Annotated in this window: 27 protein-coding genes; 22 read left to right on the top strand and 5 right to left on the bottom strand. The window is 65.0% G+C overall.

The features are described from left to right. Positions 1-150 precede the first annotated feature (150 nt). The 10 genes from GQY20_RS22005 to tatC all read left to right on the top strand — a co-directional run bounded on the left by GQY20_RS22005 (position 151) and on the right by tatC (position 9,380). Positions 151-1,140, top strand: coding sequence for a sulfate ABC transporter substrate-binding protein (locus GQY20_RS22005; RefSeq protein WP_157219298.1), 990 nt, complete (start codon positions 151-153; stop codon positions 1,138-1,140). Between the two features lie 92 nt (positions 1,141-1,232). Further along, entirely contained in the window at positions 1,233-2,579 is a 1,347-nt protein-coding gene (locus GQY20_RS22000; RefSeq protein WP_157219297.1) for an LLM class flavin-dependent oxidoreductase, read from the top strand. A 120-nt stretch (positions 2,580-2,699) separates the two neighbouring features. Further along, complete coding sequence (argS, locus tag GQY20_RS21995; protein ID WP_157219296.1) at positions 2,700-4,427, top strand: arginine--tRNA ligase; 1,728 nt, start codon at positions 2,700-2,702, stop codon at positions 4,425-4,427. After that, positions 4,427-5,308 (top strand): SPOR domain-containing protein, encoded by an 882-nt coding sequence (locus GQY20_RS21990; RefSeq protein ID WP_157219295.1) that lies wholly within the window; start codon positions 4,427-4,429, stop codon positions 5,306-5,308. Before argS ends, GQY20_RS21990 begins: the two co-directional genes overlap by 1 nt. A 55-nt stretch (positions 5,309-5,363) precedes the next feature. Next, positions 5,364-6,371, top strand: coding sequence for a beta-N-acetylhexosaminidase (gene nagZ, locus GQY20_RS21985; RefSeq protein ID WP_157219294.1), 1,008 nt, complete (start codon positions 5,364-5,366; stop codon positions 6,369-6,371). 89 nt (positions 6,372-6,460) lie between these two features. Then, the gene (locus GQY20_RS21980) at positions 6,461-7,237 is read left to right on the top strand and encodes a segregation and condensation protein A (protein ID WP_157219293.1); all 777 of its coding nucleotides are present in this window, start codon (positions 6,461-6,463) and stop codon (positions 7,235-7,237) included. Then, a complete protein-coding gene (gene scpB, locus GQY20_RS21975; protein WP_157219292.1) occupies positions 7,234-7,833 on the top strand; it encodes an SMC-Scp complex subunit ScpB in 600 nt (199 codons plus the stop codon). Before GQY20_RS21980 ends, scpB begins: the two co-directional genes overlap by 4 nt. A 27-nt stretch (positions 7,834-7,860) precedes the next feature. Beyond that, complete coding sequence (locus GQY20_RS21970; protein WP_157219291.1) at positions 7,861-8,112, top strand: Sec-independent protein translocase subunit TatA; 252 nt, start codon at positions 7,861-7,863, stop codon at positions 8,110-8,112. Positions 8,113-8,175: 63 nt separating this feature from the next. Then, positions 8,176-8,616, top strand: a complete 441-nt coding sequence (gene tatB, locus GQY20_RS32655; protein ID WP_232476187.1) for a Sec-independent protein translocase protein TatB — start codon at positions 8,176-8,178, stop codon at positions 8,614-8,616. Next, entirely contained in the window at positions 8,613-9,380 is a 768-nt protein-coding gene (tatC, locus tag GQY20_RS21960) for a twin-arginine translocase subunit TatC (RefSeq protein WP_157219290.1), read from the top strand. Before tatB ends, tatC begins: the two co-directional genes overlap by 4 nt. A gap of 177 nt (positions 9,381-9,557) precedes the next feature. On the opposite strand, the gene GQY20_RS21955 is transcribed toward tatC, so the two are convergent. The 3 genes from GQY20_RS21955 to GQY20_RS32650 form a co-directional block, all read right to left on the bottom strand. Next, entirely contained in the window at positions 9,558-9,698 is a 141-nt protein-coding gene (locus tag GQY20_RS21955) for an entericidin A/B family lipoprotein (RefSeq protein WP_157219289.1), read from the bottom strand. Positions 9,699-9,980: 282 nt separating this feature from the next. After that, on the bottom strand, positions 9,981-11,429 hold the full coding sequence (locus GQY20_RS21950) for a sensor histidine kinase (RefSeq protein ID WP_157219288.1): 1,449 nt from the start codon (positions 11,427-11,429) through the stop codon (positions 9,981-9,983). Between the two features lie 168 nt (positions 11,430-11,597). Further along, complete coding sequence (locus tag GQY20_RS32650) at positions 11,598-11,897, bottom strand: NepR family anti-sigma factor (protein ID WP_157219287.1); 300 nt, start codon at positions 11,895-11,897, stop codon at positions 11,598-11,600. 154 nt (positions 11,898-12,051) lie between these two features. On the opposite strand from GQY20_RS32650, the gene GQY20_RS21940 reads away from it, so the two are divergent. From GQY20_RS21940 to tgt, 10 genes are all read left to right on the top strand, one after another. Beyond that, complete coding sequence (locus GQY20_RS21940; protein WP_157219286.1) at positions 12,052-12,846, top strand: response regulator; 795 nt, start codon at positions 12,052-12,054, stop codon at positions 12,844-12,846. A 93-nt stretch (positions 12,847-12,939) separates the two neighbouring features. Next, a complete protein-coding gene (locus tag GQY20_RS32230) occupies positions 12,940-13,077 on the top strand; it encodes a hypothetical protein (protein WP_198351115.1) in 138 nt (45 codons plus the stop codon). Between the two features lie 283 nt (positions 13,078-13,360). Beyond that, positions 13,361-14,008, top strand: a complete 648-nt coding sequence (locus GQY20_RS21935) for a sigma-70 family RNA polymerase sigma factor (RefSeq protein ID WP_157219285.1) — start codon at positions 13,361-13,363, stop codon at positions 14,006-14,008. Positions 14,009-14,425: 417 nt separating this feature from the next. Then, a complete protein-coding gene (locus GQY20_RS21930; RefSeq protein WP_198351114.1) occupies positions 14,426-17,116 on the top strand; it encodes a bifunctional [glutamine synthetase] adenylyltransferase/[glutamine synthetase]-adenylyl-L-tyrosine phosphorylase in 2,691 nt (896 codons plus the stop codon). A gap of 14 nt (positions 17,117-17,130) precedes the next feature. Then, on the top strand, positions 17,131-17,595 hold the full coding sequence (locus GQY20_RS21925) for a peroxiredoxin (protein WP_157219283.1): 465 nt from the start codon (positions 17,131-17,133) through the stop codon (positions 17,593-17,595). Further along, the gene (locus GQY20_RS21920) at positions 17,592-18,389 is read left to right on the top strand and encodes a ferritin-like domain-containing protein (protein ID WP_157219282.1); all 798 of its coding nucleotides are present in this window, start codon (positions 17,592-17,594) and stop codon (positions 18,387-18,389) included. The genes GQY20_RS21925 and GQY20_RS21920 overlap by 4 nt, the downstream gene beginning before the upstream one ends. Before the next feature lie 120 nt (positions 18,390-18,509). Next, the gene (locus tag GQY20_RS21915) at positions 18,510-19,223 is read left to right on the top strand and encodes a M23 family metallopeptidase (protein WP_157219281.1); all 714 of its coding nucleotides are present in this window, start codon (positions 18,510-18,512) and stop codon (positions 19,221-19,223) included. Positions 19,224-19,520: 297 nt separating this feature from the next. Further along, a complete protein-coding gene (erpA, locus tag GQY20_RS21910; RefSeq protein WP_157219280.1) occupies positions 19,521-19,856 on the top strand; it encodes an iron-sulfur cluster insertion protein ErpA in 336 nt (111 codons plus the stop codon). A 25-nt stretch (positions 19,857-19,881) separates the two neighbouring features. Then, positions 19,882-20,658 carry an exodeoxyribonuclease III gene (locus GQY20_RS21905; protein ID WP_157219279.1) on the top strand — a complete coding sequence of 259 codons (777 nt, stop codon included), beginning with the start codon at positions 19,882-19,884 and terminating at the stop codon, positions 20,656-20,658. A 10-nt stretch (positions 20,659-20,668) separates the two neighbouring features. Further along, entirely contained in the window at positions 20,669-21,823 is a 1,155-nt protein-coding gene (tgt, locus tag GQY20_RS21900; RefSeq protein ID WP_157219278.1) for a tRNA guanosine(34) transglycosylase Tgt, read from the top strand. Between the two features lie 49 nt (positions 21,824-21,872). Here the strand turns inward: tgt and GQY20_RS21895 are convergent, their stop codons facing one another. Then, positions 21,873-22,121 (bottom strand): hypothetical protein, encoded by a 249-nt coding sequence (locus tag GQY20_RS21895; RefSeq protein ID WP_157219277.1) that lies wholly within the window; start codon positions 22,119-22,121, stop codon positions 21,873-21,875. 672 nt (positions 22,122-22,793) lie between these two features. After that, positions 22,794-23,705: a LysR family transcriptional regulator gene (locus GQY20_RS21890; RefSeq protein WP_157219276.1), complete on the bottom strand. Its 912-nt coding sequence runs from the start codon at positions 23,703-23,705 to the stop codon at positions 22,794-22,796. Positions 23,706-23,801: 96 nt separating this feature from the next. Here GQY20_RS21890 and GQY20_RS21885 point away from each other — a divergent pair, with 96 nt between their 5' ends. Beyond that, positions 23,802-24,131 (top strand): nuclear transport factor 2 family protein, encoded by a 330-nt coding sequence (locus tag GQY20_RS21885; RefSeq protein ID WP_157219275.1) that lies wholly within the window; start codon positions 23,802-23,804, stop codon positions 24,129-24,131. After that, the gene (locus GQY20_RS21880; protein ID WP_157219274.1) at positions 24,128-24,916 is read left to right on the top strand and encodes an SDR family oxidoreductase; all 789 of its coding nucleotides are present in this window, start codon (positions 24,128-24,130) and stop codon (positions 24,914-24,916) included. The genes GQY20_RS21885 and GQY20_RS21880 overlap by 4 nt, the downstream gene beginning before the upstream one ends. Positions 24,917-24,994: the final 78 nt, after the last annotated feature.

Genomic DNA, 24,994 nt, shown 5'->3' with positions numbered 1-24,994 from the left:
TAGGATCGCTGCCGATCGCGGTTCAACTGCCGCGCTTTGCGGCCGGGCGGCTTTGATTGTCGAAAAGGTGGGCTTGGGCGCCGCATAGCCGAAACTACTTCACTACTAATTCGGTAGTGTTATCGGTCCTGCCACAATAGGGAGACGGGCATGAACAGATTGATCGGCGCGATCCTGGCCGGGGCGCTCATAGCGGCGCCGCTCTCGGCCGAGACGATCCTGAACGTGAGCTACGATCCGACACGCGAGCTCTATCGCGATATCAATGCCGTGTTCGCCAAGGCGTGGAAGGACAAGACCGGCCGCAGCGTTGAGATCAAGCAGTCGCACGGCGGATCGGGCAAGCAGGCGCGATCGGTGATCGACGGGCTGCAGGCGGACGTGGTCACGCTCGCGCTCGCCAACGACATCGATGAGATCGCGGCGAGCGGGCTGATCGCGAAGGATTGGCAGAAGCGGCTGCCGGTCAATTCCACGCCCTATTATTCGACGATCGTGTTCCTCGTGCGCAAGGGCAACCCCAAGCGCATCAAGGACTGGAACGATCTGGCGAAGCCCGGCGTCGGCGTGATCACGCCCAATCCGAAGACCGGCGGCGCGCCGCGCTGGGCCTATCTGGCGGCGTGGGGCTATGGCAAGCGTGCCTATGGATCGGACAAGGCGGCGCAGGCCTTCGTCAAGAAGCTGTACGGCAACGTCCTCGTCCTCGATTCCGGCGCGCGCGGATCCAGCACCACCTTCATCCAGCGCCGCCAGGGCGACGTGCTGCTGACATGGGAGAATGAGGCGCTGCTGGCGCTGAAGGAAGCTGGCGGCAGCGATTATCAGATCGTCTATCCATCGGTCTCGATCCTCGCCGAGCCGTCTGTCGCGGTGGTCGACAAGAATGTGCAGCGGCATGGCACAGCCGCGGTCGCCAACGCCTATCTGCGCTTCCTCTACACGCCCACTGCGCAGGAGATCATCGCGCGGAACTATTATCGTCCCCGCAGCAAATCGGTGGCGGCGCGATATCAGGCGCGCTTCCGGCCTATCAAGCTGTTCACCCTGGCGCACGATTATGGAAGCTGGGCGCAGGCGCAGAAGGTGCATTTCGCCGACGGCGGCACGTTCGACCAGATTTACGATCCGCGGCGATAGAAAAAGGCGCGCTCTTCGCGGTCGCACAATCTTGAAGCGGCTATCCAGCGTTCCGATCTGCAGGCGGTCGCACAGCAAGGAAGGGCAGGGTGATGGCCGATTCCCGTAAGCTCCATCTTGGCGCGTTCATGCGCCCGGTGAGCATCCACACCGGCGCGTGGCGCTATCCCGGCGCCTATCCCGACGCCAATTTCAACTTCGGCCATTTGAAGCGCTTCGCCCGGCGCCTCGAGGAGGCGAAGTTCGACGCCTTCTTCATGGCGGATCATCTCGCCGTGCTGAACATGCCGGTCGAGGCGCTCAAGCGCAGCCATACCGTCACTTCGTTCGAACCCTTTACCCTGCTGTCCGCGCTGGCGGCGGTTACGGAAAAGATCGGGCTGATCGCTACCGCATCGACGACTTTCGACGAGCCCTTCCACATCGCCCGGCGCTTCGCCTCGCTGGATCATCTGAGCGGCGGCCGGGCAGGGTGGAACATCGTCACCACCGCCAATCCCGACGCGGCGCTCAATTTCGGCTATGAATCGCAGATGGATCATGATGCGCGCTATGTGCGGGCGCGCGAATTCTACGATGTCGTGACCGGCCTGTGGGACAGCTTCGCCGACGACGCCTTCCTGCGCGACGTCGAAAGCGGGATCTTCTTCGATCCCGACAAGCTGCACGTGCTGGACCACAAGGGCCCGAGCCTGTCGGTGCGCGGGCCGCTCAACATCGCCCGGCCCGTGCAGGGCTGGCCGGTGATCGTGCAGGCCGGTGCGTCGGAGCCGGGACGGCAGCTGGCGGCCGAGACCGCCGAAGTGATCTTCGGCGCGGAATCCACGCTGGCGGCAGGACAGCGCTTCTATGCCGACGTGAAGGGCCGGATGAAGCGGATCGGCCGCAATCCCGATCATCTCAAAATCCTGCCAGCCGCTTTCGTGGTGGTGGGCGAGACGGTGGAGGAAGCGCGGGCCAAGCGCGCGCATCTCGACAGCCTGGTTCATTATGACAGCGGCATCCACTCGCTGAACGGCATGCTGGGCTATGACGTCTCGGGCTTCGATCCGGACGGCCCGCTGCCCGAGATCCCGGAGACCAACGCCAGCAAGAGCGCCCGCGAACGGATCATCGAGGCGGCGCGATCGAAGAACCTCACCATCCGCCAGCTGGCCGAGAAGGCGGGCAGCTATTCCGGCCTCGCCTTCGTCGGCACGCCTGCGACCATTGCCGACGAAATGGCAGAATGGCTGCATGGCGAGGGATCGGATGGGTTCAACATGATGTTCCCCTATCTGCCCGAAGGTCTCGACGATTTCGTCGACAAGGTGGTACCGGAGCTGCAGCGGCGCGGCCTTTTCCGGACGGAATATGAGGGCGAGACGCTGCGCGACCATCTCGGCCTGCCGCGGCCGGAGAACCGGTTCTTTGCGGAGCGGGCCGAAGCGGCGGAATAGTCGTCATCCTCCCCAACTTCGCTGGGGAGGATGTGGGTAGCGCATTCCCAACTTAAGCATGACGTTGCGGGGCATATGCGCTAAGGGCCCGCCTTTCCCGAAACCAGCGGATCGATCGCAGTGACCCTCTATGCCCGTTTCGCCGCCAGCCTGGACGGCATTCTCGACAGCCTCGTAGCGGCAGGCAGCCTGCCCGCGGGGATCGAGCGTCGAAACGTGACGGTGGAGCCGCCGCGGGACGCCACGCATGGCGACCTGGCGACCAACGCCGCGATGGTGCTGGCCAAGCCGGCCGGCACCAATCCGCGCGCGCTGGCCGGGCTAATCGCGCCGAAGCTGGGCGAACTCGCCGAGGTGGAGAGCGTCGAGATCGCCGGGCCGGGCTTCATCAACGTGCGGCTGACGCCCGAGGTGTGGCGCCAGGAGCTGAAGGTGATCCTGGACGAGGGCGCGCGCTACGGCGCATCGCACATGGGCGCGGGCAAGCGCGTCAACGTGGAATATGTTTCGGCCAACCCGACCGGGCCGATGCATATGGGCCATTGCCGCGGCGCGGTAGTGGGCGATGCGCTCGCCGCCCTGCTCGAATATGCGGGCTATCAGGTCACGCGCGAATATTATGTCAACGATGCCGGCTCGCAGGTGCAGACGCTCGCCCGCTCGGCGCATATGCGCTACCGCGAGGCGCTGGGCGAGACCGTCACCATCCCGGAAGGCCTCTATCCCGGCGACTATTTGATCCCGGTCGGCCAGGCGCTCGCCGCCGAATTTGGCGACCGCTATGTCGGCGCGCCGGAGAGCGAGTGGCTGGCGCTGTTCCGCGAGAAGACGGTGGCGGCGATGATGGACATGATCCGCGCAGACCTCGCGCTGCTGGGCATCCATCACGATCTCTTCTCGTCCGAGGCCGAGGTGCAGCGAGCCGGCAAGGTGAATGCCGCGCTCGACCGGCTGCGCGCCGAGGGGCTCGTCTATGAGGGCGTGCTCGAAAAGCCCAAGGGCGAGGCGGCGGACGATTGGGAGCCCGTCGAGATGACGCTGTTCCGCGCCACCGCATTCGGCGATGACAGCGACCGGCCTGTGAAGAAGGCCGACGGCAGCTATACCTATTTCGGCAACGACCTCGCTTATCATGCCGAAAAAGCGAGCCGGTCCGACATGCTGATCGACATCTGGGGCGCCGATCACTCGGGTACGGTGAAGCGCATCCAGGCGGCGGTGAAGGCGCTGACCGGCAGCGCGGTGCCGCTCGACGTCAAGCTCGTCCAGATGGTGCGGCTGCTGCGCGGCGGCGAGCCGGTGAAGATGTCGAAGCGCTCTGGCTCGTTCGTGACCCTGGCCGACGTGGTGCGCGAGGTCGGCAAGGACGTGGTGCGCTTTACCATGCTCACCCGCAAGGCCGACGCGCAGATGGATTTCGACTTCGCCAAGGTGGTCGAGGCGTCGAAGGACAATCCCGTCTTCTACGTGCAATATGCGCATGCGCGGACGCGCTCGCTGCATCGCCGCCTGGCCGAGCAGGGGCTCGCTCCGGTTGCGGAGCCGGACCTCACGCTGCTCGATGCCGAGGAACTGGCATTGGTGAAGCTCAGCGCCCAGTTCCCGCGGATCATCGAATCGGCCGCGGCGAATCACGAGCCGCATCGCGTCGCTTTCTATCTTTTCGACCTTGCCGCGGCCTTCCACAGTGTCTGGAATCGGGGCAATGACGATCCCTCGCGCCGCTTTTTGGTGGTTAACGATATGGAAACCACATCCGCGCGACTTTCGTTGGCCGATTCTATCGGGCAAATTATTCGCAATGGCCTTGCCGTCATGGGGGTGGCCGCGGCCGAGGAGATGAAGTGATGACCGATTTCGGCAGGGATCGGACGGAAGCGGACGAGGATCGTCTTCCCTGGCTGGAAGCGGTCGAGGATGAGGATGGCGAGGAAGGGGTTTCCGTCGCCCGTCTCATCGCGGGCGTCGTGGCCGCGCTGGTCGCCATCGGCCTGATCGTCGGGGGCGTATTCTGGCTGCGCAACCGGCCCGAGACGGTGACCGGATCGGGCAAGCTGATCGAGGCGCAGGAGGGCGATTACAAGATCAAGCCCGACGATGCCGGCGGAATGAACGTCGCGGGCGAAGGCGACACCGCCTATGCCGCGAGCCAGGGGGCGGAGCTCAACGCGGCGATCGACCTCGGCGCGATGCCGGAAGCGCCGGTCGCCACCGTCAAGGCGCCGACACCGGCGCTGCCCAAGGCGACGCTGAAGGAAGATGCGAAGGTGACGGCAGCCAAGCCCGTGACCACGGTCAAGCTGCCGCCGTCTACGGCGGCGCAGGCGCCTCAGCCGGCCCCCGTCGCCAAGCCGCTGCCGCCAAAGCCGGCTGCGCCGGTGCCCAAGCTCGCCGAAGCGGTACCGCCGAAGCCGGTGCCCAAGGCGCCCGCAAAGCCGGAGCTGGCGACCGCGAAGGTCGCGCCTTCCACCGCGGTCAGCGCGGGTGGCGGTGGCGGCGGCCAGGTGCAGCTCGGCGCGTTCAGCAGCGAAGCCGCGGCCAACAAAGCTTGGGCGTCGCTTTCCGGTCGCTTCGGCTTCCTGGGTGGCCTCGGCAAGAGCGTGACGCAGGTCAAGACCGACAGCGGAACCCTCTATCGACTGCGCGCCTCGGCGGGGTCTTCTTCGGCCGCCTCGACGCTCTGCAGCAAGCTGCGCGTCGCAGGCGAGAGCTGCTCGGTCGTCAACTGAGGGAGCCAATGCCGCGGGGTTCAATTCCGCGGCACATTGTTCTAGGCCGCTGGCCATGAAACCGATCTTCTTCGGCCTGGCCGGCCCCGAACTCACCGATGCCGAGCGTGCCTTCTTCACGGCAGCCGATCCGGCGGGTTATATTCTCTTCAAGCGCAACTGCGTGGACCGCGCGCAGCTTCGCGCGCTCACCGACGAGTTGCGCAAGATCGCAGCGCGAGGCGACGTGCCGATCCTGATCGACCAGGAAGGTGGCCGTGTCGCCCGGCTGCAGCCGCCGGAATGGCCGGCTTTCCCGACAGCGGAGCGCTTCGACGCGCTTTATGACGTGTCGCCGGTCAGCGCGATCGAGGCGGCGCGGGTGAACGCGCAGGCGATTGGCGTCACGCTCTGCGAGCTCGGCATCACCGTCGACTGTCTGCCGCTGCTCGACGTGCGCGATCCCGGCGGCCACGACATCATCGGCGACCGCGCGTTCGGATCCGAGCCGATGCGTGTCGCCGCGCTCGGCCGCGCGGTGATAGAGGGCCTGTGGGCGGCCGGCGTGGTCGGTGTGGTCAAGCATATTCCCGGGCATGGCCGCGCTATGGCGGACAGCCATGTCGAGTTGCCAGTGGTGACCGCCGAGATCGCAGAGCTGGAGCGGGACATCGAGCCTTTCGCTGCCCTGCACGGCGCGCCGATGGCGATGACCGCGCATGTCGTCTACACCGCGTGGGACAAGGATCGCTGCGCGACGCTGTCCCCCATCGTCATCAACGAGGTGATCCGCGGGCAGATCGGCTTCGAAGGGCTGCTGATGTCCGACGATCTCGGCATGCAGGCGCTCGCCGGCAGCTTCGGGGAACGTGCGGCCGGCGTGCTGGCGGCGGGATGCGACATCGTGCTGCACTGCTCGGGCGTGATGGAGGAGATGATCGCCGTAGCCGACGCGGTGGGCGAGATCGGCGCGGAGGCGAAGCTGCGGCTCGATCGGGCGATGGCCACCGTCGTCGACAAGCGCAGTGCGGAAACGCTTGAGGTGCTGGTCGCCAAGCGGGATGCGCTGCTGGCGCAGGCATGACGTCGTCATCAGCTTCCGTCCTTGATGGCGAGCATCAATGAGGATGTCGCTTGTATCTGACGTTCCTCTGACACACTCTCCCTCGGTCCATGGAACTCGATCCTGCCTTTGACGACGAATTCGACGCCCCGCCGGCCGCGCCCGCTGCGGGGGAAACGCTGACCCTGTCGCTGGACGGGTGGGAGGGGCCGCTCGATCTGCTGCTGGCGCTGGCCCGCGCGCAGAAAGTGGATCTGCGCGAAATCTCGATCCTCGCGCTGGTCGAGCAATATCTCGCCTTCATCAACGATGCCCGCGCGCTCAAGCTGGAGATCGCTGCCGACTATCTGGTGATGGCGGCCTGGCTCGCCTATCTCAAATCCTGCCTGCTGCTGCCCAAGGACGAGCAGGCCGATCCCTCGCCCGAGGAGCTGGCCTTCCGTCTGCAGTTGCGGCTGCAGCGGCTCAACGCGATGCGCGAAGCGGGCGCCCGGCTGATGGCGCGCGACCGGATCGGCCGCGAGGTTTTCTTGCGCGGTGCGCCGGAAGGGCTGCAGGTGATCCGCAAGCCCGACTGGCATGCCGACCTGTTCGACCTGATCACTGCCTATGGCGCGATCAAGGCGCGCAACCAGCCGGCGGTGCACATCGTCTCGCGCCGGCCGGTGATGTCGCTGGATCAGGCGATCCACCGCATCGAGGCGCTTATCGGCCACCGTATCGAATGGACTGCGCTGGAACGCTTCCTGCCCGAGACGCTGGACGAGGGCTATCGCCGTTCGGCGCTCGCCTCCAGCTTCCTGGCGGTGCTGGAACTGGCGCGCCAGGGCAAGGTGGCGGTCAGCCAGGATGCGGCTTTCGCGCCGCTGATGATCCGCGCGGCATGAGCGGCATCGTTCCCGACGACGGGGTGCGTGCCGTCGAGGCTGCCTTGTTCGCGGCGGAGGGACCATTGAGCGTCGCCGATCTCTCCAAGGCGGTGGGCGAGGGCGTGGACGTGAAGGCGGCGCTCGGAACGCTGGCGCAGGATTATGCCGGTCGCGGCATCGGCCCGGTGGAACGGGGCGGACTGTGGCATTTCCAGACCGCGCCTGATCTTGCCCATATTCTGCGGCGCGAGCGGTTCGAGCCGCGCAAGCTGAGCCGCGCCGGCATCGAGACGCTGGCGATCATCGCCTATCATGAGCCGGTGAGCCGCGCCGAAATCGAGGCGATCCGGGGGGTGCAGATATCCAAGGGCACTCTGGACGTGCTCATCGAGGCCGGATGGGTGCGTCCCGCCGGGCGGCGCGAAGTGCCTGGGCGACCGCTGACCTATGCGACCACCACGGCGTTCCTTGCCCATTTCGGCCTCGAAACCCGCCGCGACCTGCCCGGCATAGACGACCTCAGGGCAGCTGGCCTGCTGGATCCCATCGATTCTGCGCTGGATGCCTGGGAAGCCGATCAGTCAGAGGTGGAAAAAGACGATCCGGACGCCTAGATAGGTGAAAGTTGCGGAGATAGTGCCATGGGTTTCGGTTCGCCAATTCATTGGATCATTCTGGGGATCGTCGCGATCATCCTGTTCGGAGGCGGCCGTTTTCCGACGATGATGAGCGACGTCGCCAAGGGCATCAAGAGCTTCAAGAAGGGCATGTCGGACGATGACGACGACCAGCCCAAGCCCGCGCCCTCGCCGCGGCTGCAGCAGCAGCCGCCGCTCGAGCCCGCCTCCGATCCCAATCTTCAGCCGATGAAGGACGATCGTCCGCAGGGCTGAGGTGCTGCTGCACGGGATCACGGCCACGCTTTCTTCCTGCGCCAAGGCAGCGTAGGGAGCCGCATGTTCGACGTCGCACCATCCGAATTTCTGCTGTTGGCCGTCGTCGCGCTCGTGGTGATCGGTCCGAAGGACTTGCCGCGCGTGATGCGCGTGGTTGGCCAGTGGGTCGGCCGGGCGCGGGGCATGGCCCGCCATTTCCGCTCCGGCCTCGACGAGATGATCCGCCAGTCCGAACTGGAAGAGATGGAAAAGCGCTGGGCCGCCGAGAATGAGCGGATCATGCGCGAATATCCACAGCAGCCGCACGTCGAGACGCCTCCGGACGGCGGTACGGCGCCGGTCGCTCCAGCGCCCGTGCCGCTGCCGCCGCCCGTGGAAGCGGGAGCGTCACTCCATGAAGCTCCTGCTGCGGATGCCTCGCCCGAGGTGCCGGCCGCGCCTGGCGCTCCGCCGCCATCCGGCGCGGGCGATACGCCTCCCGCTGACAAGCCGGCGTCATGAAGGATATCGACGAAAGCCGGGCGCCGTTGCTCGATCATCTGATCGAATTGCGCAGGCGGCTGCTATGGAGCTTCGCGTCGCTGGGCGCCTGCTTCCTGATCTGCCTCTATTTCGCCAAGCCGATCTTCGCCTTCCTCGTGCAGCCGCTGCTGCGCGCGGGGCAGGGCAAGCTGATCTACACGGACGTGTTCGAGGCGTTCTTCGCCGAGCTGAAGGTCGCCTTCTTCGCCGGCCTGATGCTGTCCTTCCCGCTGATCGCCAACCAGCTTTGGCAGTTCATCGCGCCTGGCCTTTATGCAAAGGAAAAGCGGGCTTTCCTGCCCTTCCTTTTGCTGACGCCGGTGCTGTTTCTGTCCGGTGCGGCCATGGCTTATTATCTCGCCATGCCGATCGCGCTGCATTTCCTGCTGGGTTATACTGGCGATATCGGCGGGGTTAAGCAGGAGGCGCTGCCGGCCGTCGGCAATTATCTGAGCTTCGTCACGAAATTCCTCTTCGGCTTCGGCGTCGCTTTCCTGCTGCCGGTGCTGCTGATGCTGCTGGAGAGGGCGGGGATCGTCTCCCGGCCGCAACTCATCAAAGGGCGCCGTTACGCGATCGTCGGCGTGTTCGCGATCGCCGCTGTGCTGAGCCCGCCAGACGTCGTTTCCATGCTGCTGCTCGCGCTGCCGCTGGTCCTGCTGTATGAGCTGGCGATCATCGGCATCTGGTTCACTGAGCGCAAGCGCGCCAGGGGGCAGCGAAGCGAGATCGCGCCATCCTAGCGCAAACGGGCGACGCGAATCGCCCGGCTTGCTGTAAACCTTTGCATCGCATCGTTTCTGCGGGAAACCGATTCCCACTTTTCCACACGATGCTCTAATCGGCTTTCCATAACAGCAAGACGCCGCCGGTGCACTGGGCGGCCGGCGGCGTCGAAACTTGCGAAGGAGGAAGGAAGCTTATTTGGCGTCGCTCGCGGCGTTGGATACGGCCTTGCCGGCAGAGGATACGTCCTTGCCCGCGCCTTCCACCGTATTGCATGCTGCAACCGCCATAAGGCTGCCTGCGGCGAGTGCCACCATAACGAGCTTGCGAACCATCTTTCGTCTCCTGCCAAAGTTCCCCTTTGGAACCTGCCGGTAAATGTCCGGCGCGACAGGAGGTTCCCAATGGTCCTTGCTGAATCGAAATGATTCAACAAACCGGATTTCCGGCACAAAATTAAGGCCCGGACATCGGCGGGGGGATAGCCGATGCCCGGGCCTATGGTCTTGGACAGCGAGAGCGGGGGGGCAAAAGGTCGCTATCCGAACCGTAGAACGATCTCCGATGGTGTCGGTTCCGTGCCTCGCGAAAAAACGCGAAGAAATTTCAGGCGCGGATCAGCTGCCGGGATTCGACGCATCGGGTATGATCGCGATTTCTATCGCATATTGGCCGATCACTCCGTCCTTCACCAGGGGCGCGCGCAATTGCCGGGCCAAGCCTTCCAGTACGCGGCCGATGCGATCCTGGTTGGGATGATGCGGCCCGTCGTGATCGCGCAAGCCGGCGGACGTGACGGAGAGAATCGCGCGGCCGGGATCAGGGGCCGGACGGAGCTCGATCGCGATCGTGCCCCCAGGATCGAGCATCATCACAAGTTCGACGATCTCGGTGATCAGGAACGCCACGGGGACCGCTACGTCCTGCGAGGCATTGGCGGGCATCACGTCGAGGCTGATCGCCAGCGAAGCGGCGCTGGACGGCGCAGTGGCGCGCAGATTGGACGCGAGCTCGCTGATCAGTCCGCGGAGGCTGAGGCCGCGATTTTCCTCGAGTTCGGCATAATGGTTGCGGTGGACGACGGCGAGCGCGTCGACGCGGCGCTGGATCGAGGCATAGGCAGCGGCGGCTTCCTCGGTTTCGACGCCGCGTGCATGGATGTTGATGAGGCTCGCCACGATCTGGAGGTTGTTCTTGACGCGGTGATGCACCTCGCGCGTGAGCTTGGTCTGGCGGGCGAGGCCCTGTTCCAGCTCGACCTCGTGGCGCGCGATCGTCTGGGTGACGCGTTGGAAGGCGTCGCCCAGACGCCGGATCTCCAGCGCCGGCGTGGTCAGCACCGGCAGCACCAGCAGCGGGTCGCCCGATTTATAGTCGGCGATCGCCCGCTGCATCAGCGCGAGCGGCCGCAGGAGCAGGCGCTCGACGACGATCCAGCCGATCAGCGCGGCAGCGATCCACATGAGGATAGGCAACAACACCAGCACTATCTCGGTCGCCGTGAAGGGTGCGGAACGCACCATCAATTCGATCGAGAGCTGTCCATCGGCGATCGGTGCGGAGATATCGAAGGTGCGGCTGATCGGTCCCTGGGCACCGACCGCGACGGTGATCGGCATCAGCGCATTGCCCTGGTGGAGCTGCAGCACGTAGGTGCCGTCGATCGCACCGCTGGGCTGCGCGATATGGGCGATGGTGTTGCGGGAGAATTCGCCGATCGCGATCGCGCCGGCATCGCTGCCGCCGACGCGGAAACGCACGGCATCGCCGAAACCGACGAGATCGACCTCCGTTCGGCCTTCCCTAAGCCCTTCCGGGTTGATCTGCGGCTTGAAACCGCGGGTAGAGCAGAGCAGCACCCCGCCGCGATCGAAGATGGCGAAGCGCAAGGGCCCATCGTCGACACGCCGCAGCCGATCCGGCGTGCGACGGCACAGGGCATGATCGTGGGGCGCGGCGGCGACTTCCGATGCGATGCCGCGCAGCGCGACGGCGTTGCGATCGATGGCTGTTTCGATCTGATAGGCTACGGCGGTGGCGACTATCTGAGCTTCGGATTGTCGCATGTCGCGGCTGGACCGCGCCGTTTGCAAGGACGCGAAAAAGGCAATCAACCCCAGCGGCAGCAAGGCGGCCGTGAGAATCGCGAACATCTTCGTCCCGGTGGGAAGCCGTGCGAAACGAAAGGGAAGGGAGTGCGGCCTCACCGGGCGCATAGGCGCCTCAAGGCCTTGTCAGCGAAGCTTGCCGAGCAGGTCGAGCAAATCCTGGGGAACTTCTTCATTCACCGCCTCCTGATAGACGGTGCGAAGCGCATTGCCTAGATTGTTCTGCTGAGGCGACTTTGTGGACCGCGGCTTGGCCCGCCCCTCATCCGAAGTCGCCATCTTCTTGTTCCGGTCGTCCAAAGCCAATCCGCCCATCCCCTTGGTGGCATCAAAAAGCGCAACACGAGAAATGGTTCCCGCCGCTCCCTGGTCGTCCGGCCGAACCTTTTCCTGGTATCGTGACACCCCTGAAACCACCAATCGCATAAATTGCCTGTACTGGCATGGAAACAAAAAACTGAGATGTTGGTTCCATGCGCAGCCGGGGGTTAAAGCAAAAGGCCACCGGCGGTGCCGGGACAGTTGCGTTTACGCCCGGGATTGGATCACAAGCCCTTATTCTCAGGGAGTTACGAAGCTCATGTCGCTCGGCCAGCAACTTGCCCCTCATCTGCCCTTCCTGCGGCGCTATGCTCGCGCGCTTACCGGCAGCCAGCAGCATGGCGACGCCTATGTGCGCGCGGCGCTGGAAGCCATCGTGGCCGCACCGGAGGATTTCCCGCGCGACGTGGATGCCCGGCTCGGCCTTTATCGTACCTTCCAGCGCATCTGGGCGTCGGCCAATGCAGACGACCTCGCGGATGTCGGCAGCACGGAGGAGCCGGAATCGATCGCCAGGGCGCGTCTTGCACGAATCACGCCGCTGTCCCGCCAGGCGCTGTTGCTGACTGCGATGGAGGGCTTCACCGCCGAGGATGCCGGCTACCTGATGGATCTCGAGCCGAAAGAGGTGGATGCGCTCGTCGCGGAGGCCTTGGCCGAGATCGAGCGCCAGACCCATGCAGAAGTGCTGATCATCGAGGACGAGCCGATCATCGCGATGGACCTCGAGACGATCGTACGAGACCTCGGCCATGAGGTGAATGGCGTCGCCGTCACGCGCGACGAGGCGGTGGCACAGGCGATGGCCAAGCGTCCTGGCCTCGTGCTGGCGGACATCCAGCTTGCAGACGACAGCTCGGGCATCGATGCGGTGAAGGACATATTGGCCCAATTCAGCGTGCCGGTGATCTTCATCACCGCCTTCCCGGAAAGGCTGCTGACCGGCGAGCGGCCCGAGCCGACCTTCCTGATCACCAAGCCCTTCCAGCGGTCCACGGTGAAGGCGGCGATCAGCCAGGCGCTGTTTTTCGATTCGGCGACGGTTCCCGCCTGACCGCGGTGCGTCATTGGTGGCCGGACGTGGAACCCGGCCATCACCGGCGCGTTGGCATGTCGATACGAACGACGGAGGAAAGGACTCTCCGCCATGCCGGAAGAACAGGTCAATCTCACGACGGAGGAAGCGCGTGCTGGCGCAACGCCGCACATGACGCGCTACATTCTCACAATCTCGCTACTGCTCGTGGTGATCGCATTTGCGCTCGTCTATCTTTTGACCCGTTAGGGTCTGCGGCCTTCCGTTTCTCCAATCGGAAGACTGGTAAGGCGCACATCCCGGTTCTTGCGACTCCGCAACGAATGAGGAAGCCCGGCCGCAATCGGCAAGAAGGGGAGGATGGACTCGCTTGCCGTCAGCGCATCCCATCTGACGAATTAGGTCGTGGATCTGCGGAAAGATGCTCCAAAACAATATCAGACCAAAACCAGCCTATGGCCAATTGCATGAACCACCCCTATCTGGTGGCCGCGATCCTGGTGCGTATGACTGGGACAAGCCCGGAGGCGCGATGAGTAGCAAAGGCCGCCCCGAAGAGCCGGATGTTGAGGACGAAGCCGAAACTGTCCTCGCGCAGCCGCTGTCGGATGATGAATTCAAGACTGAACTTGCGCGCGTGATTCCGCATCTTCGTGCGTTCGGGCGGTCGCTTTCGGGCAATCGTGATCTTGCCGACGATCTCGTGCAGGAGACGCTGCTCAAGGCCTGGGCCGCACGCCAGCGTTTCCAGGCAGGCACGAACATGCGCGCCTGGACATTCATAATACTGCGTAACCTCTTCCTCTCCCAGATGCGGCGAGCCCGCTTCAAGGGGGAGTGGGACGAGATCACTGCCTCGAAGCTCCTCGCGGCGCCCGCGAGCCAGGATCGACATATCGAACTCGCAGATATGCAGCGGGCGCTTCTACATCTTCCGCAGCCGCAGCGGGAGGCCTTGATCCTCGTCGGTGCCGGCGGGTTCGCCTATGAAGAAGCGGCCGAAATCTGTGGCTGTGCCGTTGGCACCATCAAGAGCCGTGTCGCGCGTGCGCGCGTCGCGCTGGAGTCCCTTCTGGAGGATGGCAAGCTGGCGTCGCGCAGGGAGTATAAGACGGACGAGGGCAGGACCGCGCTTCAATCCATCATGAACGAGGTCGACGAGTTGAGCCGCGACCGCTGATTTCTTGGGCGCCCGTCTCCGGTCGGAGGCGGGCGTTCTATATGATCATATGCCGTCGTGGCTCGTTCGGAAGAAGCGCCTCTGGCGGGTCCTTGCCCTGATCGGGCTTCTGCCGCTCCAGCAGCGACACACATGCTGCCAGCCGAAAAACTTGTCGGCCCCGCGTTATCGCAGGCGGGCGAGCAACTCTGCCATGTCATCAGGCATGGGGGGTTGCCGGTCGCGATAGGCGGATCGCAACGCGTTACCGACGCCCTCATAGGGACGGGGAGCACGCACATGGCGCCGCGTCTCGGCGTACATCGGCTTCGGGCCCTTTCCACTGTCCTGACGAATTTCCATGCCGGCTAAACGAACCGAAACGTCAAGGTATCCCACGATTTTACGTCCGAAAGCGGTACGGCTATGAGCTGTGCCATGACGGAGACAATCGCCCCGGATGCAATTGCCGATGGGATCGGGCGCGCGGAGCGCCATTCGTCCTTCCTGCGCCGACTGATGGTGCAGCACCGCGACATCGTCGATGCGGTGGCGCGGGGAGATGCGGCAGGGGGCTTGGCGCTCGCCCGGGCTGCCGGCGCGGCGGAGGACAATGTGTGGCGATCGCTGCGCGTCGAGCGGCGGGGCACGGCGCTCGCCATCGCGCTTGCCGATCTCAGTGGACTATTCGGACTGGAAGAGGTGGTGCGCCACCTCTCGGACTTTGCGGATCGCGCGCTGGATCGGGCGATCGCCCTGGCAATCGAGGAACGCACGCCCGGCGAGCCGCCGCAGGGCTTCGCGGCGCTCGCTCTGGGCAAGCATGGCAGCCGCGAGCTCAACTATTCCTCGGACATCGATCCCATCCTGCTGTTCGATCCCGCGCGCTTGCCGCACACCCGTCGCGAAGAGCCTGCGGAGGCTGCGGGCCGCATAGGCCGGCGTATCGTCGAGATACTGCAGGGCCGGGACGGGGACGGCTATGTATTCCGTGTCGACCTGCGCCTCAGGCCCTCGCCCGAGGCGACGCCGCTCGCGCTGCCGGTATCCGCAGCGATAGGCTATTATGAATCGAGTGCCTTGCCCTGGGAACGGGCGGCGTTCATCCGTGCGCGGCCGGCGGCCGGGGATCTGGTGCTCGGCGCGCATTTCCTGGATGAGATCCGTCCCTTCATCTGGCGGCGTGCGCTCGATTATGGCGCGATCCGCGAGATACGGGCGATGTCGCGCCGGATCCGGGACCATCATGCGCAGGGCCAACGGCTCGGCCCCGGCTATGATTTGAAGCGGGGGCGCGGGGGCATTCGCGAGGTGGAGTTCTTCGCGCAGATCCATCAGCTCATCCACGGCGGGCGCGAGCCGGAACTGCGCGTTCCGGCGACGCTGGATGCCCTGGCGGCGCTGGGCGAGGCGGGGCGGATCGCACCGGAAGAGGCAACCCGGCTTGCAGGGGCCTATCGGCTGTATCGCACCATCGAGCACCGGCTGCAGATGATCGACGATCAGCAAACCCATCGCCTGCCGAAGGATGCGGCGGCGCTGGACAATGCGGCGCAGCTGCATGGGCTGGAGAATGGCGCAGCGCTGATCGGGCTGCTGGCACCGCCGGTCGAGGCGGTCGGGCGCATCTATGATTCGCTGGAGGGGGAGGGGGCGGAGATGCTGTCCGACGACCCCGCTTTGCTGGATGCGGCGCTGGAGAAGGCGGGATTCACCGATCCGGCGATGGCGCGGGCGCGGATCGAGGGGTGGCGCGGGGGCAAGGTGCGGGCGGTGCGCACGCCGGCCGCGCGCGACGCGCTGGAGGCGGTGCTGCCGGGGCTCGTCCGCGCGCTCGGCGGTGCGCCCGATCCGCAGACCGCGATCAACCGCTTCGATACGGTCATCGCCAAGCTGCCCAGCGCGATAAACCTCTTCCGCCTGCTGGAAGCGCGGCCGCCACTCGCCAAGATGGTGGGCGACGTGCTGAGCCAGGCGCCCGCGCTGGCCGACGCGATGGCGCGGCGGCCGGAGCTGCTGGACGGGCTGATCGACGCCACCGCGCTCGCTCCGCCCGGCGGCGTCCCAGATCTGGTCGCGGAATTTTCGCAGCGGGAGGCTGGTGACGACTATCAGATGCTGCTCGATCGAGTGCGGCAGCGCGTCGGGGAGCGGCGGTTCGCGCTGGGCGTCCAGCTGGTCGAGGGCGCGTCCGATCCGCTCGATGTCGCGGCGGGCTATTCGCGCGTAGCCGAGGCGGCGCTCGAGACGTTGGCGACCGCCGCGATCGCGGAATTCGAAACGGCGCACGGCCGCATCGCAGGTGCCGAATTGATTGTGCTGGCACTTGGCAGGCTGGGTGGAGGCAGGCTGACCCATGCCTCCGATCTCGACCTCGTCTACCTGTTCACAGGTGACTATCTGGCGGAATCGGACGGGCGACGTCCACTCGGCGCCACCCAATATTTCAACCGTCTGGCCCAGCGGGTGAGCGCGGCGCTGAGCGTGCCGACCGCCTCCGGGCCGCTCTATGAGGTGGATACGCGGCTGCGTCCCTCGGGCACGCAGGGGCTGCTCGCGGTCTCGCTCGACAGCTTCGCGCTCTACCAGCGCGAGAGCGCATGGACGTGGGAGCATATGGCGCTGACCCGCGCGCGGCCGGTGTTCGGATCGGCTGCGGCGCGCGAGGCGCTGGGCGCGATCATCTCCGATACGCTGCGCCGCCCGCGCGATCCCGAGAAGCTGGTGGCGGACGCGGTGAAGATGCGTGGCGAGATGGCCAAGCACAAGCCGGCGGCAGGGCCGTTCGACGTGAAGCTGATCGACGGCGGGCTGGTCGACAGCGAATTTTGCGTCCATGTGCTGCAACTGCGCAGCGGCGTCGGCATCGATCCGCGGATCATCGTCGCGGCGCGCGCGCTGGCCGATGCGGGATTGCTCTCGCCCGCGCTCGCCGATGCCAATGCGCTGCTCACCCGCATGCTGGTGACGTTGCGGCTCGTGTCGCCCGAATCCTCCGAACCTTCGGAACGATCGCACGCGCTGGTCGCGCGTGCGTGCCGCATGGCGGATTGGCAAAGCCTGCTTGCGGCCTATGCCGCGGCACGGCAGACGGTGGCCGCGGAATGGCGGCGCATCGCCGCCGGCTGACGAAGGAGACGACCATGCTGAGCGAGGGCGACGCCGCACCGAATGTGACGCTGGAAACGCCGGATGGCGGCAGCGCGCGAATCGGAGATTATGGGGGGCGGATACTGGTCCTCTATTTCTATCCGAAGGACGATACGACGGGCTGCACCAAGGAGGCGCAGGAATTCACAGCGCTGATGCCGGAGTTCGCCAAGCTCGGCGCGGCGGTGCTCGGCGTGTCCAAGGATTCGGCGAAGAGCCATGCCAAGTTCATCGGCAAATATGATCTGAAGATCGCGCTCGGCACCGATGCCGACGGTTCGGTGACCGAGGCGTTCGGCACCTGGGTCGAAAAGAGCCTCTATGGGCGCAAATATATGGGTATCGACCGTTCGACCTTCCTGATCGGCAAGGACGGCAGGATCGCGAAGATCTGGCGCAAGGTGAAGGTGGCGGGCCATGCGCAGGCGGTGCTGGAGGCGGCGAAGGCGCTCGCGTGAGACGATCGGTCGCCGAGGCCGCACGCAGCGTTCTGCTGGCGGCCGATCCCTCGGCCAAGGTGAAGGCCGCGCGGGCGGCGGCGCGCGACTGGCGGTGCGGCCGGCTCGACCGCCGTTTCGACGTGGCGATGCCGGATCAGCCGGCGCGGCCGGAGAGGCCCGAATTATTGTCGCCAGCGCGCATGCCCAAGCGAGGCCGGGCCGGCAGCGAGCGCGGCCGGATCGCGACGCTGCATGCGCTGGCGCACATCGAATTTGCCGCCATCGATCTCGCTTTCGATCTGATCGGCCGGTTCGGGGACGCGTTTCCAACGGCTTTCGTCGATGATTGGATGCGTGTCGGCGCCGAGGAGGCGATGCATTTCGCGCTGCTCGCCCGGCGCCTGCGCGCGCTCGGTACCGGCTATGGCGATCTGCCCGCGCATGGGGGATTGTGGGAGGCGGCCGAAGCGACGACGCAGGATGCGGCGGCGCGGCTGGCAGTCGTGCCGATGGTATTGGAGGCGCGGGGCCTCGATGTGACGCCGGCTACCATCGCGCATTTCTGCCGCGCGGGCGACGAACGGTCGGCTGCGCTCCTGACGCGCATCCTGGCTGACGAAGTGCGGCATGTCGCGGCGGGAGTGCGGTGGTTTCGATTTTGCTGCGATGCGGAACGATTCGACGCGGCAGATCGCTGGCGTGTGCTCGTCGGCCTGCACTTTCGCGGAGCCATTAAGCCACCGTTCAACGACTCGGCGCGTGGTGCAGCCGGTTTGACGACGGAATTCTATTCTCCGCTTGCTGTGAGCTAAATCACTTTTCACAACACGCTCACGTCGCTGCGGGGTGGGCAAAATCCATGGCGGCATACCAGAACACATCTCGCCAGGATCTCCCTGGCGAGACCAGATAAGGTCGCCGGGAACAGATTGATGCAGTCAGACGCTGAGATCCAGAACGAAGCAAACGCCGCCCCGTTCCGTCCGGGCATGTCCCGGAGGCTCGATTTTCTGAGCAAGGCCCGCGGGCCGCTGAAGATGCTGGCTCTCGCCGCGCTGATCGGCTCCGCTTCCCTCGCCAGCGCGGAAACCGTGTCGGCTGGAGACAATGGCGACAAGGCAGACCCTCAGTTTCGCGCGCTGTTCCTTTCCTGGAAGAAGCTCGACTCCATCCAGCAAGGCACGATCGCCATTCCCTGCACCCGTCCGATCAACCAGATCAGCTTTTCTTCGGGCTTCGGCATTCGCTCCGATCCGTTCCGTGGCGCCGCCGCCATGCATGCCGGCGTCGATCTGCCCGGACCGATCGGCACCCCCATCTATGCGACGGCTGATGGCATAGTCGGCTATTCGGCATGGATGAACGGCTACGGCAACCTCGTCGAAATCGAACATGGCAAGGGCATTGAGACGCGCTACGGTCACCTGTCGCGTATCCTCGTGAAGTCCGGCCAGCCGGTGAAGCGCGGCCAGCTCATCGCCCTGATGGGTTCGACCGGCCGTTCGACCGGCAGCCATCTTCATTATGAGGTCCGTCTCGACGGCCGGGCGGTCAATCCGATCCCCTTCCTGCAGGCGTCGGACTATCTGATCGCGATGCAGAAGTCGCAGACCACCCAGGTCGCGATGGGCGGCCCGGACGAATAAGTTTTCCCGGAAACGGGAGGGGAGAGGGGGCCGCCGGCGTTGCCGGCGGCCTTTTCCTTGTGGGTTTGAGGCTTCGCCATTCGGGAAGGGGTGCAAGGCAAGAGGGGTCTCACTGGAGCGTCCTTCCAACCCGATCTCCCCACGGGAATTGTTGCGAAAAGACCGAGAGCTTTCGAAAATGCTGTATGCCAGCTTCGGCTGGCTGATTGCGGTTTAGGGGGCGGGTGTTTCTTCAAGGAAAGGGCTTATGATCGTCCCCGCCTTGTCCTTGGGCCCTGCACCGCCTATTTCTGGCACATGAGCGAAGCCGCACAGATCGATCTTACGCCGTCCGCCGCCAAGCGCGTCGCCGCCATCGCTGCGAAGCAGGGCAAGCCCGCGATCCTGCGTCTCGCCGTCGAGGGCGGTGGCTGTGCGGGTTTCCAATATCGGTTCGGGCTTGCGGATACGGTGGAGGCAGACGACATCAGCGCGCAGCGCGACGGCGTGACGCTCGTGGTGGATGCGGTGAGCCTCGATCTCGTCCAGGGCTGCGCGGTCGATTATGTCGAATCGCTCGGCGGCGCGGCCTTCCGGGTCGAAAATCCCAATGCGGCCTCGGGCTGCGGGTGCGGATCGAGCTTCTCGATCTGATCCTGCCGCGTTAAAGCGCGGGCCCATGAAGATCGCCACTTTCAACGTCAACGGCATCAATGCCCGTCTCCCGCGCCTCGTGGAATGGCTGGAGGAGGCGCAGCCGGACGTGGTCTGCCTGCAGGAACTGAAGGCAGATGACGCCAAATTCCCGGAAAAGGCGATCCGCGATGCCGGCTATGGCGCGGTCTGGCATGGGCAGAAGGGATTCAATGGCGTCGCGATCCTCGCCCGGGGGGCCGATCCGGCGCTGATCCGGATGGGCCTGCCCGGCGATCCGGACGACACTCACAGCCGCTATGTCGAGGCGGAGGTGAACGATGTCGTGATCGCCTCCATCTATCTGCCCAACGGTAATCCCCAGCCCGGTCCGAAATTCGATTACAAGCTGGCCTGGTTCGACCGGCTCATCGCGCATGCGGCCGAGCTGCTCGCGACGGAGCGGCCGGTGGTATTGGCCGGCGACTATAACGTCATCCCGACCGACGCGAAGGACGACGTCTTTTCGCCGACGGCCATGGCCCAGGACGCGCTGACCCAGCCGGAGAGCCGCGCAGCATTGCGCCGGCTGATCTTTCAGGGCTGGACCGACGCGGTGCGCGCCATCCATCCGCGCGGGCCGGTCTATACCTTCTGGGACTATCAGGCCGGCGCCTGGGCGCGCGATGCGGGCTTCCGCATCGATCATCTCCTGCTCAGCCCGGCGGCGGCGGACCGGCTGGTCGATGCCGCAGTCGACAAGGAGGCGCGCGGGCGCGAAAAGGCCAGCGACCATACGCCGGTCTGGATCCGGCTCCGCTGATCGTCGAGCAATGACCGAACGCCCCCGTTTCGCCTTCTCGGTCGATGCGACCGACGGCCCCGCGCGTACCGGCGTGCTCGCGATGCGCCGCGGCGACATTCGCACACCGGCCTTCATGCCCGTCGGCACCGCCGCCACGGTGAAGGCGATGAAGCCGGGCGACGTGCGCGCGACCGGCGCGGACATCATCCTCGGCAACACCTATCATCTGATGCTGCGCCCCACCGCGGAGCGGATGGCGCGGCTCGGCGGGCTGCATCGCTTCATGGGCTGGGATCGGCCGATCCTGACCGACAGCGGCGGCTATCAGGTGATGTCGCTTGCCGCGCTCACCAAGACGAACGAGGAAGGCGTCGCGTTCAAGAGCCATCTCGACGGATCGCGGCACATGCTGAGCCCGGAACGCTCGATGGAGATACAGAGGCTGCTCGGCAGCGACATCGTGATGGCCTTCGACGAGTGTACCGCCTTTCCGGCGACGCGAGACAAGGCGGCGAAGTCGATGGAGCGATCGATGCGCTGGGCGAAGCGGTCGCGCGATGCCTTCGATGCCGGCGGCTCCCATGCCGAGGCCTCCGCGCTATTCGGCATCCAGCAGGGATCCATGGAGCAGGATCTGCGTCGCCAGTCAGCCGATGCGCTGATCGAGATCGGCTTCGATGGTTATGCGGTCGGCGGCCTTGCAGTGGGCGAGGGGCAGGCGGAGATGTTCCGCGTGCTCGATTTCGCGGTGGACATGCTGTCCGCGGACCGGCCGCGCTATCTGATGGGTGTCGGCAAGCCGGACGACATCGTCGGCGCGGTCGAGCGCGGTATCGACATGTTCGATTGCGTGCTGCCGACACGGTCGGGCCGCAATGGCCAGGCCTTCACGCGATCGGGACCGATCAACATCCGCAATGCCAGGCATGCGGAGGACGAGGGGCCGTTGGATCCCACCTGCGGTTGCCCGGTGTGCGGAGGCTGGAGCCGTGCCTACCTCCATCATCTCGTCCGCGCCGGCGAGATTCTCGGCGCGATGCTGATGACCGAGCATAATCTCTGGTTCTATCAGGCGCTGATGGCCGATTTGCGCTCCGCGATCGCCGCAGGACGGCTGACGGCTTTCGCCAATGACTTTCGCACCACCTATTTTGCGGCAAAGGGCGAGGCACCGAGCGGCTGAGCGTGGCCGCATGGCGGAGGCAGGCATCTTCGCGCGCAACTTTCGACGTTTAACGAGACTCGTGTGGGCGTCCGGGATCGTCCGGGGCGTGTCCCCGCGCCTTCGCCTCGTCCTTCGGCTTGCCTATCTGTGCCCGCAGGCCGGCCAGGAAGAATAGCAGCCCCCAGTCCGGCCCGTCGAAAAGCGTCCGGTCACCGTCGCGCACGACGATATGATCCGGCGTTCGGGTGATCGACAGCTGGGGCCAAAGCGTGGTCAACGCTTGCAGGGCATCGGAAACGGACGCGTGGTCGTCCATGGACGATGTCTCAGAAAGAGGCGGAGACGGATCGCCGATCGGCGGATCCTGATCGAAGCAAAGCGGCGCCGCGACGCTTGCAGACCGTCCGGTGATCGGCTCCTTTGCGCCTCACGCGTTGACGGTCGGGTTTTTGACCGAACCGATCGCACCCGAGCAGGGCGTCGAACATATTCGCAAGCACGTTCACCTTGGGTCTCCATCGATGGGCCCAGGCTTCCTCTCCAAGCGGCACCATATCCACGATCCTATGCTATGTCAGTAAGCCAAGATGAGATTGCCGGATTTTCCATTGCTCAAATGGGCTAACGGGCGGTCAGTTGCGCTGAGAATCACAGCGATGCCGTATCCTCGCTCCTGCTTGGGGCAAATCAACGGGGGGTGATCGAGAGAAGCCGCGATCCGAGTGTATGCGTTCAAATATGTTGAAATCTGACGCTTGGTACCGGATCAACGACCGTCCGGAGTCGATCCAGAGCCGGTCGTTCGGATCAGCCACCCATGGTTCTGGCAGAATTTGGCGAGGGGCATCTTCAGCAAGGCGCCTCCACTGGGGTCACCTCCCCATCGGCCGTCCGATGAGCGAGTTCGCTGGTGCCCGCCAATCGTCGCGTCGTCGAACTGCCTGGCGGCATAACCACGGCGCGCTGCGCGGACGCGGAATCAGCAGACTCAAGGCTGTGCGAGCTGCCCGGCGGCGAAGTCGCGCGCGAGCGCGATAAAGGCCTGGAAGGCCGCGGAGGAATTGCGCCGATTGGAATAATAGAGGCACAGCGGCACGAGCGGCGGCGTCCAGTCTTCGAGAATGCGCACGAGCCGTCCCGTCGCGATGTCGTCGCGTATATCGGTTTCCATGAAATAGCCGATCCCTACGCCGCTCATTACCGCGATCCGGGCCAGGGAAGCCTCGTCGAGGGTGATCGGGCCTTCGACGTCGAGCTGCAATTCTTCACCTCCCTTCTCGAACCGCCATCGGAACAATGCGCCATTGGGAAGCCGCACGCGAACGCAGGGATAAGCGAGCAACTCCTGCGGCACTTGGGGGATAGCCCTGCTTTCGAAAAAGGCGGGGGATGCGGCAACCGCCATGCGTCGCATCTGACCCAGCGGAATGGCGATCGCGTCGCTGGGCACCAGATCCGCGCTTCGCACTCCCAGATCGAAGCCCGCCGCTACGACGTCGACAAGCCGTCCCTCGGTGACGAGGTCGATATGAACCTGCGGATAGCGCTGCAGATAGCTCAGGACCAGCGGCGCCATGAGTTCGCGTGCGGCCGTCGCGAATGCATTGATACGCAAGGTTCCGGACGGCGTTTCCTGCTGGGAGCGCGCCGTATTCATCGCTTTTTGGATGTCCTCAAGCGCTGGTTTGATCTGTGCGACGAAGATCCGACCCGCATAGGTGAGCGAGACGCTGCGCGTGGTGCGATTGAACAACCGCACGGCAAGCTCCCGCTCGAGCTTGCCAACCGCGTTGCTGATGGCCGTGGTCGACATGCCGAGATCGAGCGCCGCCGCTCGAAACGAGCCGCACCGAACGATGGCGAGAACCGCCTCGAGCTCGATCAGCGAATGGCGAGTCATTGTCCCGATTTCCGTGACACTATATGCCAATTTGTCTCGATTATCAGGCGAAAAGTCCATCACTAAATATCCCTCGTCACCGTCGAGGAGATGAACATGTCAATGGACCTGCCCAAGCCGATCGCCGACTATATCGAGGCCAATGCCCGTCTCGATATCGACGGCATGTTGAAGCCCTTCCTGCGCGACGCCGTCTTCATCGACAACGGCAAGCATTTCGAGGGACAGGTGGCGATCCGCCAGCTGTTCGAGGAAGAAGTGATCCCGGTGAAGGCGATCTTCACGCCGGATACTCTTCGGGAAGAAGATGGGGATGTCGTCGTCGAAGGTCCCGCCCATGGTGACTTCCCAGGCAGCCCGCTCCGTTTCACCTATCGCTTCACCCTGATGCACGGCGCCATCAAGACGCTGGAGACCACGGTATGAGCATCAAGGCCGATCCCACCGAGTTCGCCGGCAAGCGCGTGCTCGTCAGCGGTGGCACCAAGGGTCTGGGCCGCGCCACGGTCGAACGCTTCCTGACCGGCGGAGCCCGTGTGGTCACCGCCGCCCGCGCGATCAAGGATCCCATAGAGGGTGTCGAATATGTGCAGGCGGACCTGACCACGGCGGAGGGCGGCGAAGCGCTGGCCAAGGCGGCGTTCGATCGGCTGGGTGGCATCGACATCCTTGCCCATGTCGTCGGTGGCTCGGCTATGCCGCCCGGCGGCTTTGTTGCGCTGACAGACGACCTCTGGCTCTCGGAACTGAACTTGAACCTTCTAGCGACGGTTCGCCTTGATCGCCTTCTGATCCCGCAGATGATTGAGCGAGGCAATGGCGCAGTGGTGCACGTCACCTCGACTCAGTCGGTGCTGCCTCTGCCCGAGTCCACCACTGCCTACGCCGCCGCCAAGGGGGCGCTGAGAACCTACAGCAAATCCATTTCCAAAGAACTGGGTCCAAAGGGTGTCCGGGTCAACATCGTCTGTCCCGGCTGGATCATGACCGAGGGCGCCGTCGACCTCGTGAAGAATATGCAGGCTACCAATGGCGGCACGTTCGAGGAAGCACGGCAAGCGGTCATGGCCTGGATCGGCGGAATCCCGATCGGACGTGGGGCGGAGCCGTGCGAGGTTGCCGAGCTTATCGCTTTCTTGGCCTCAGATCGTGCCGCTGCGATCCATGGCTCCGAGTTCGTCATCGACGGTGGCACTGTTCCGACCGTCTGAAATTCTACCCGGACGTTCGCCCTCCCCTCAGTGGAGGGCGGGTATCGGCAAGCGGACGATGGCAATCGATCGATGTCA

It is taken from the genome of Flavisphingomonas formosensis (genome assembly GCF_009755815.1).
Taxonomy (GTDB): domain Bacteria; phylum Pseudomonadota; class Alphaproteobacteria; order Sphingomonadales; family Sphingomonadaceae; genus Flavisphingomonas; species Flavisphingomonas formosensis.
The sequence above is the reverse complement of the archived record's forward strand: the minus strand, read 5'-3'. Positions and strand labels throughout refer to the sequence as shown.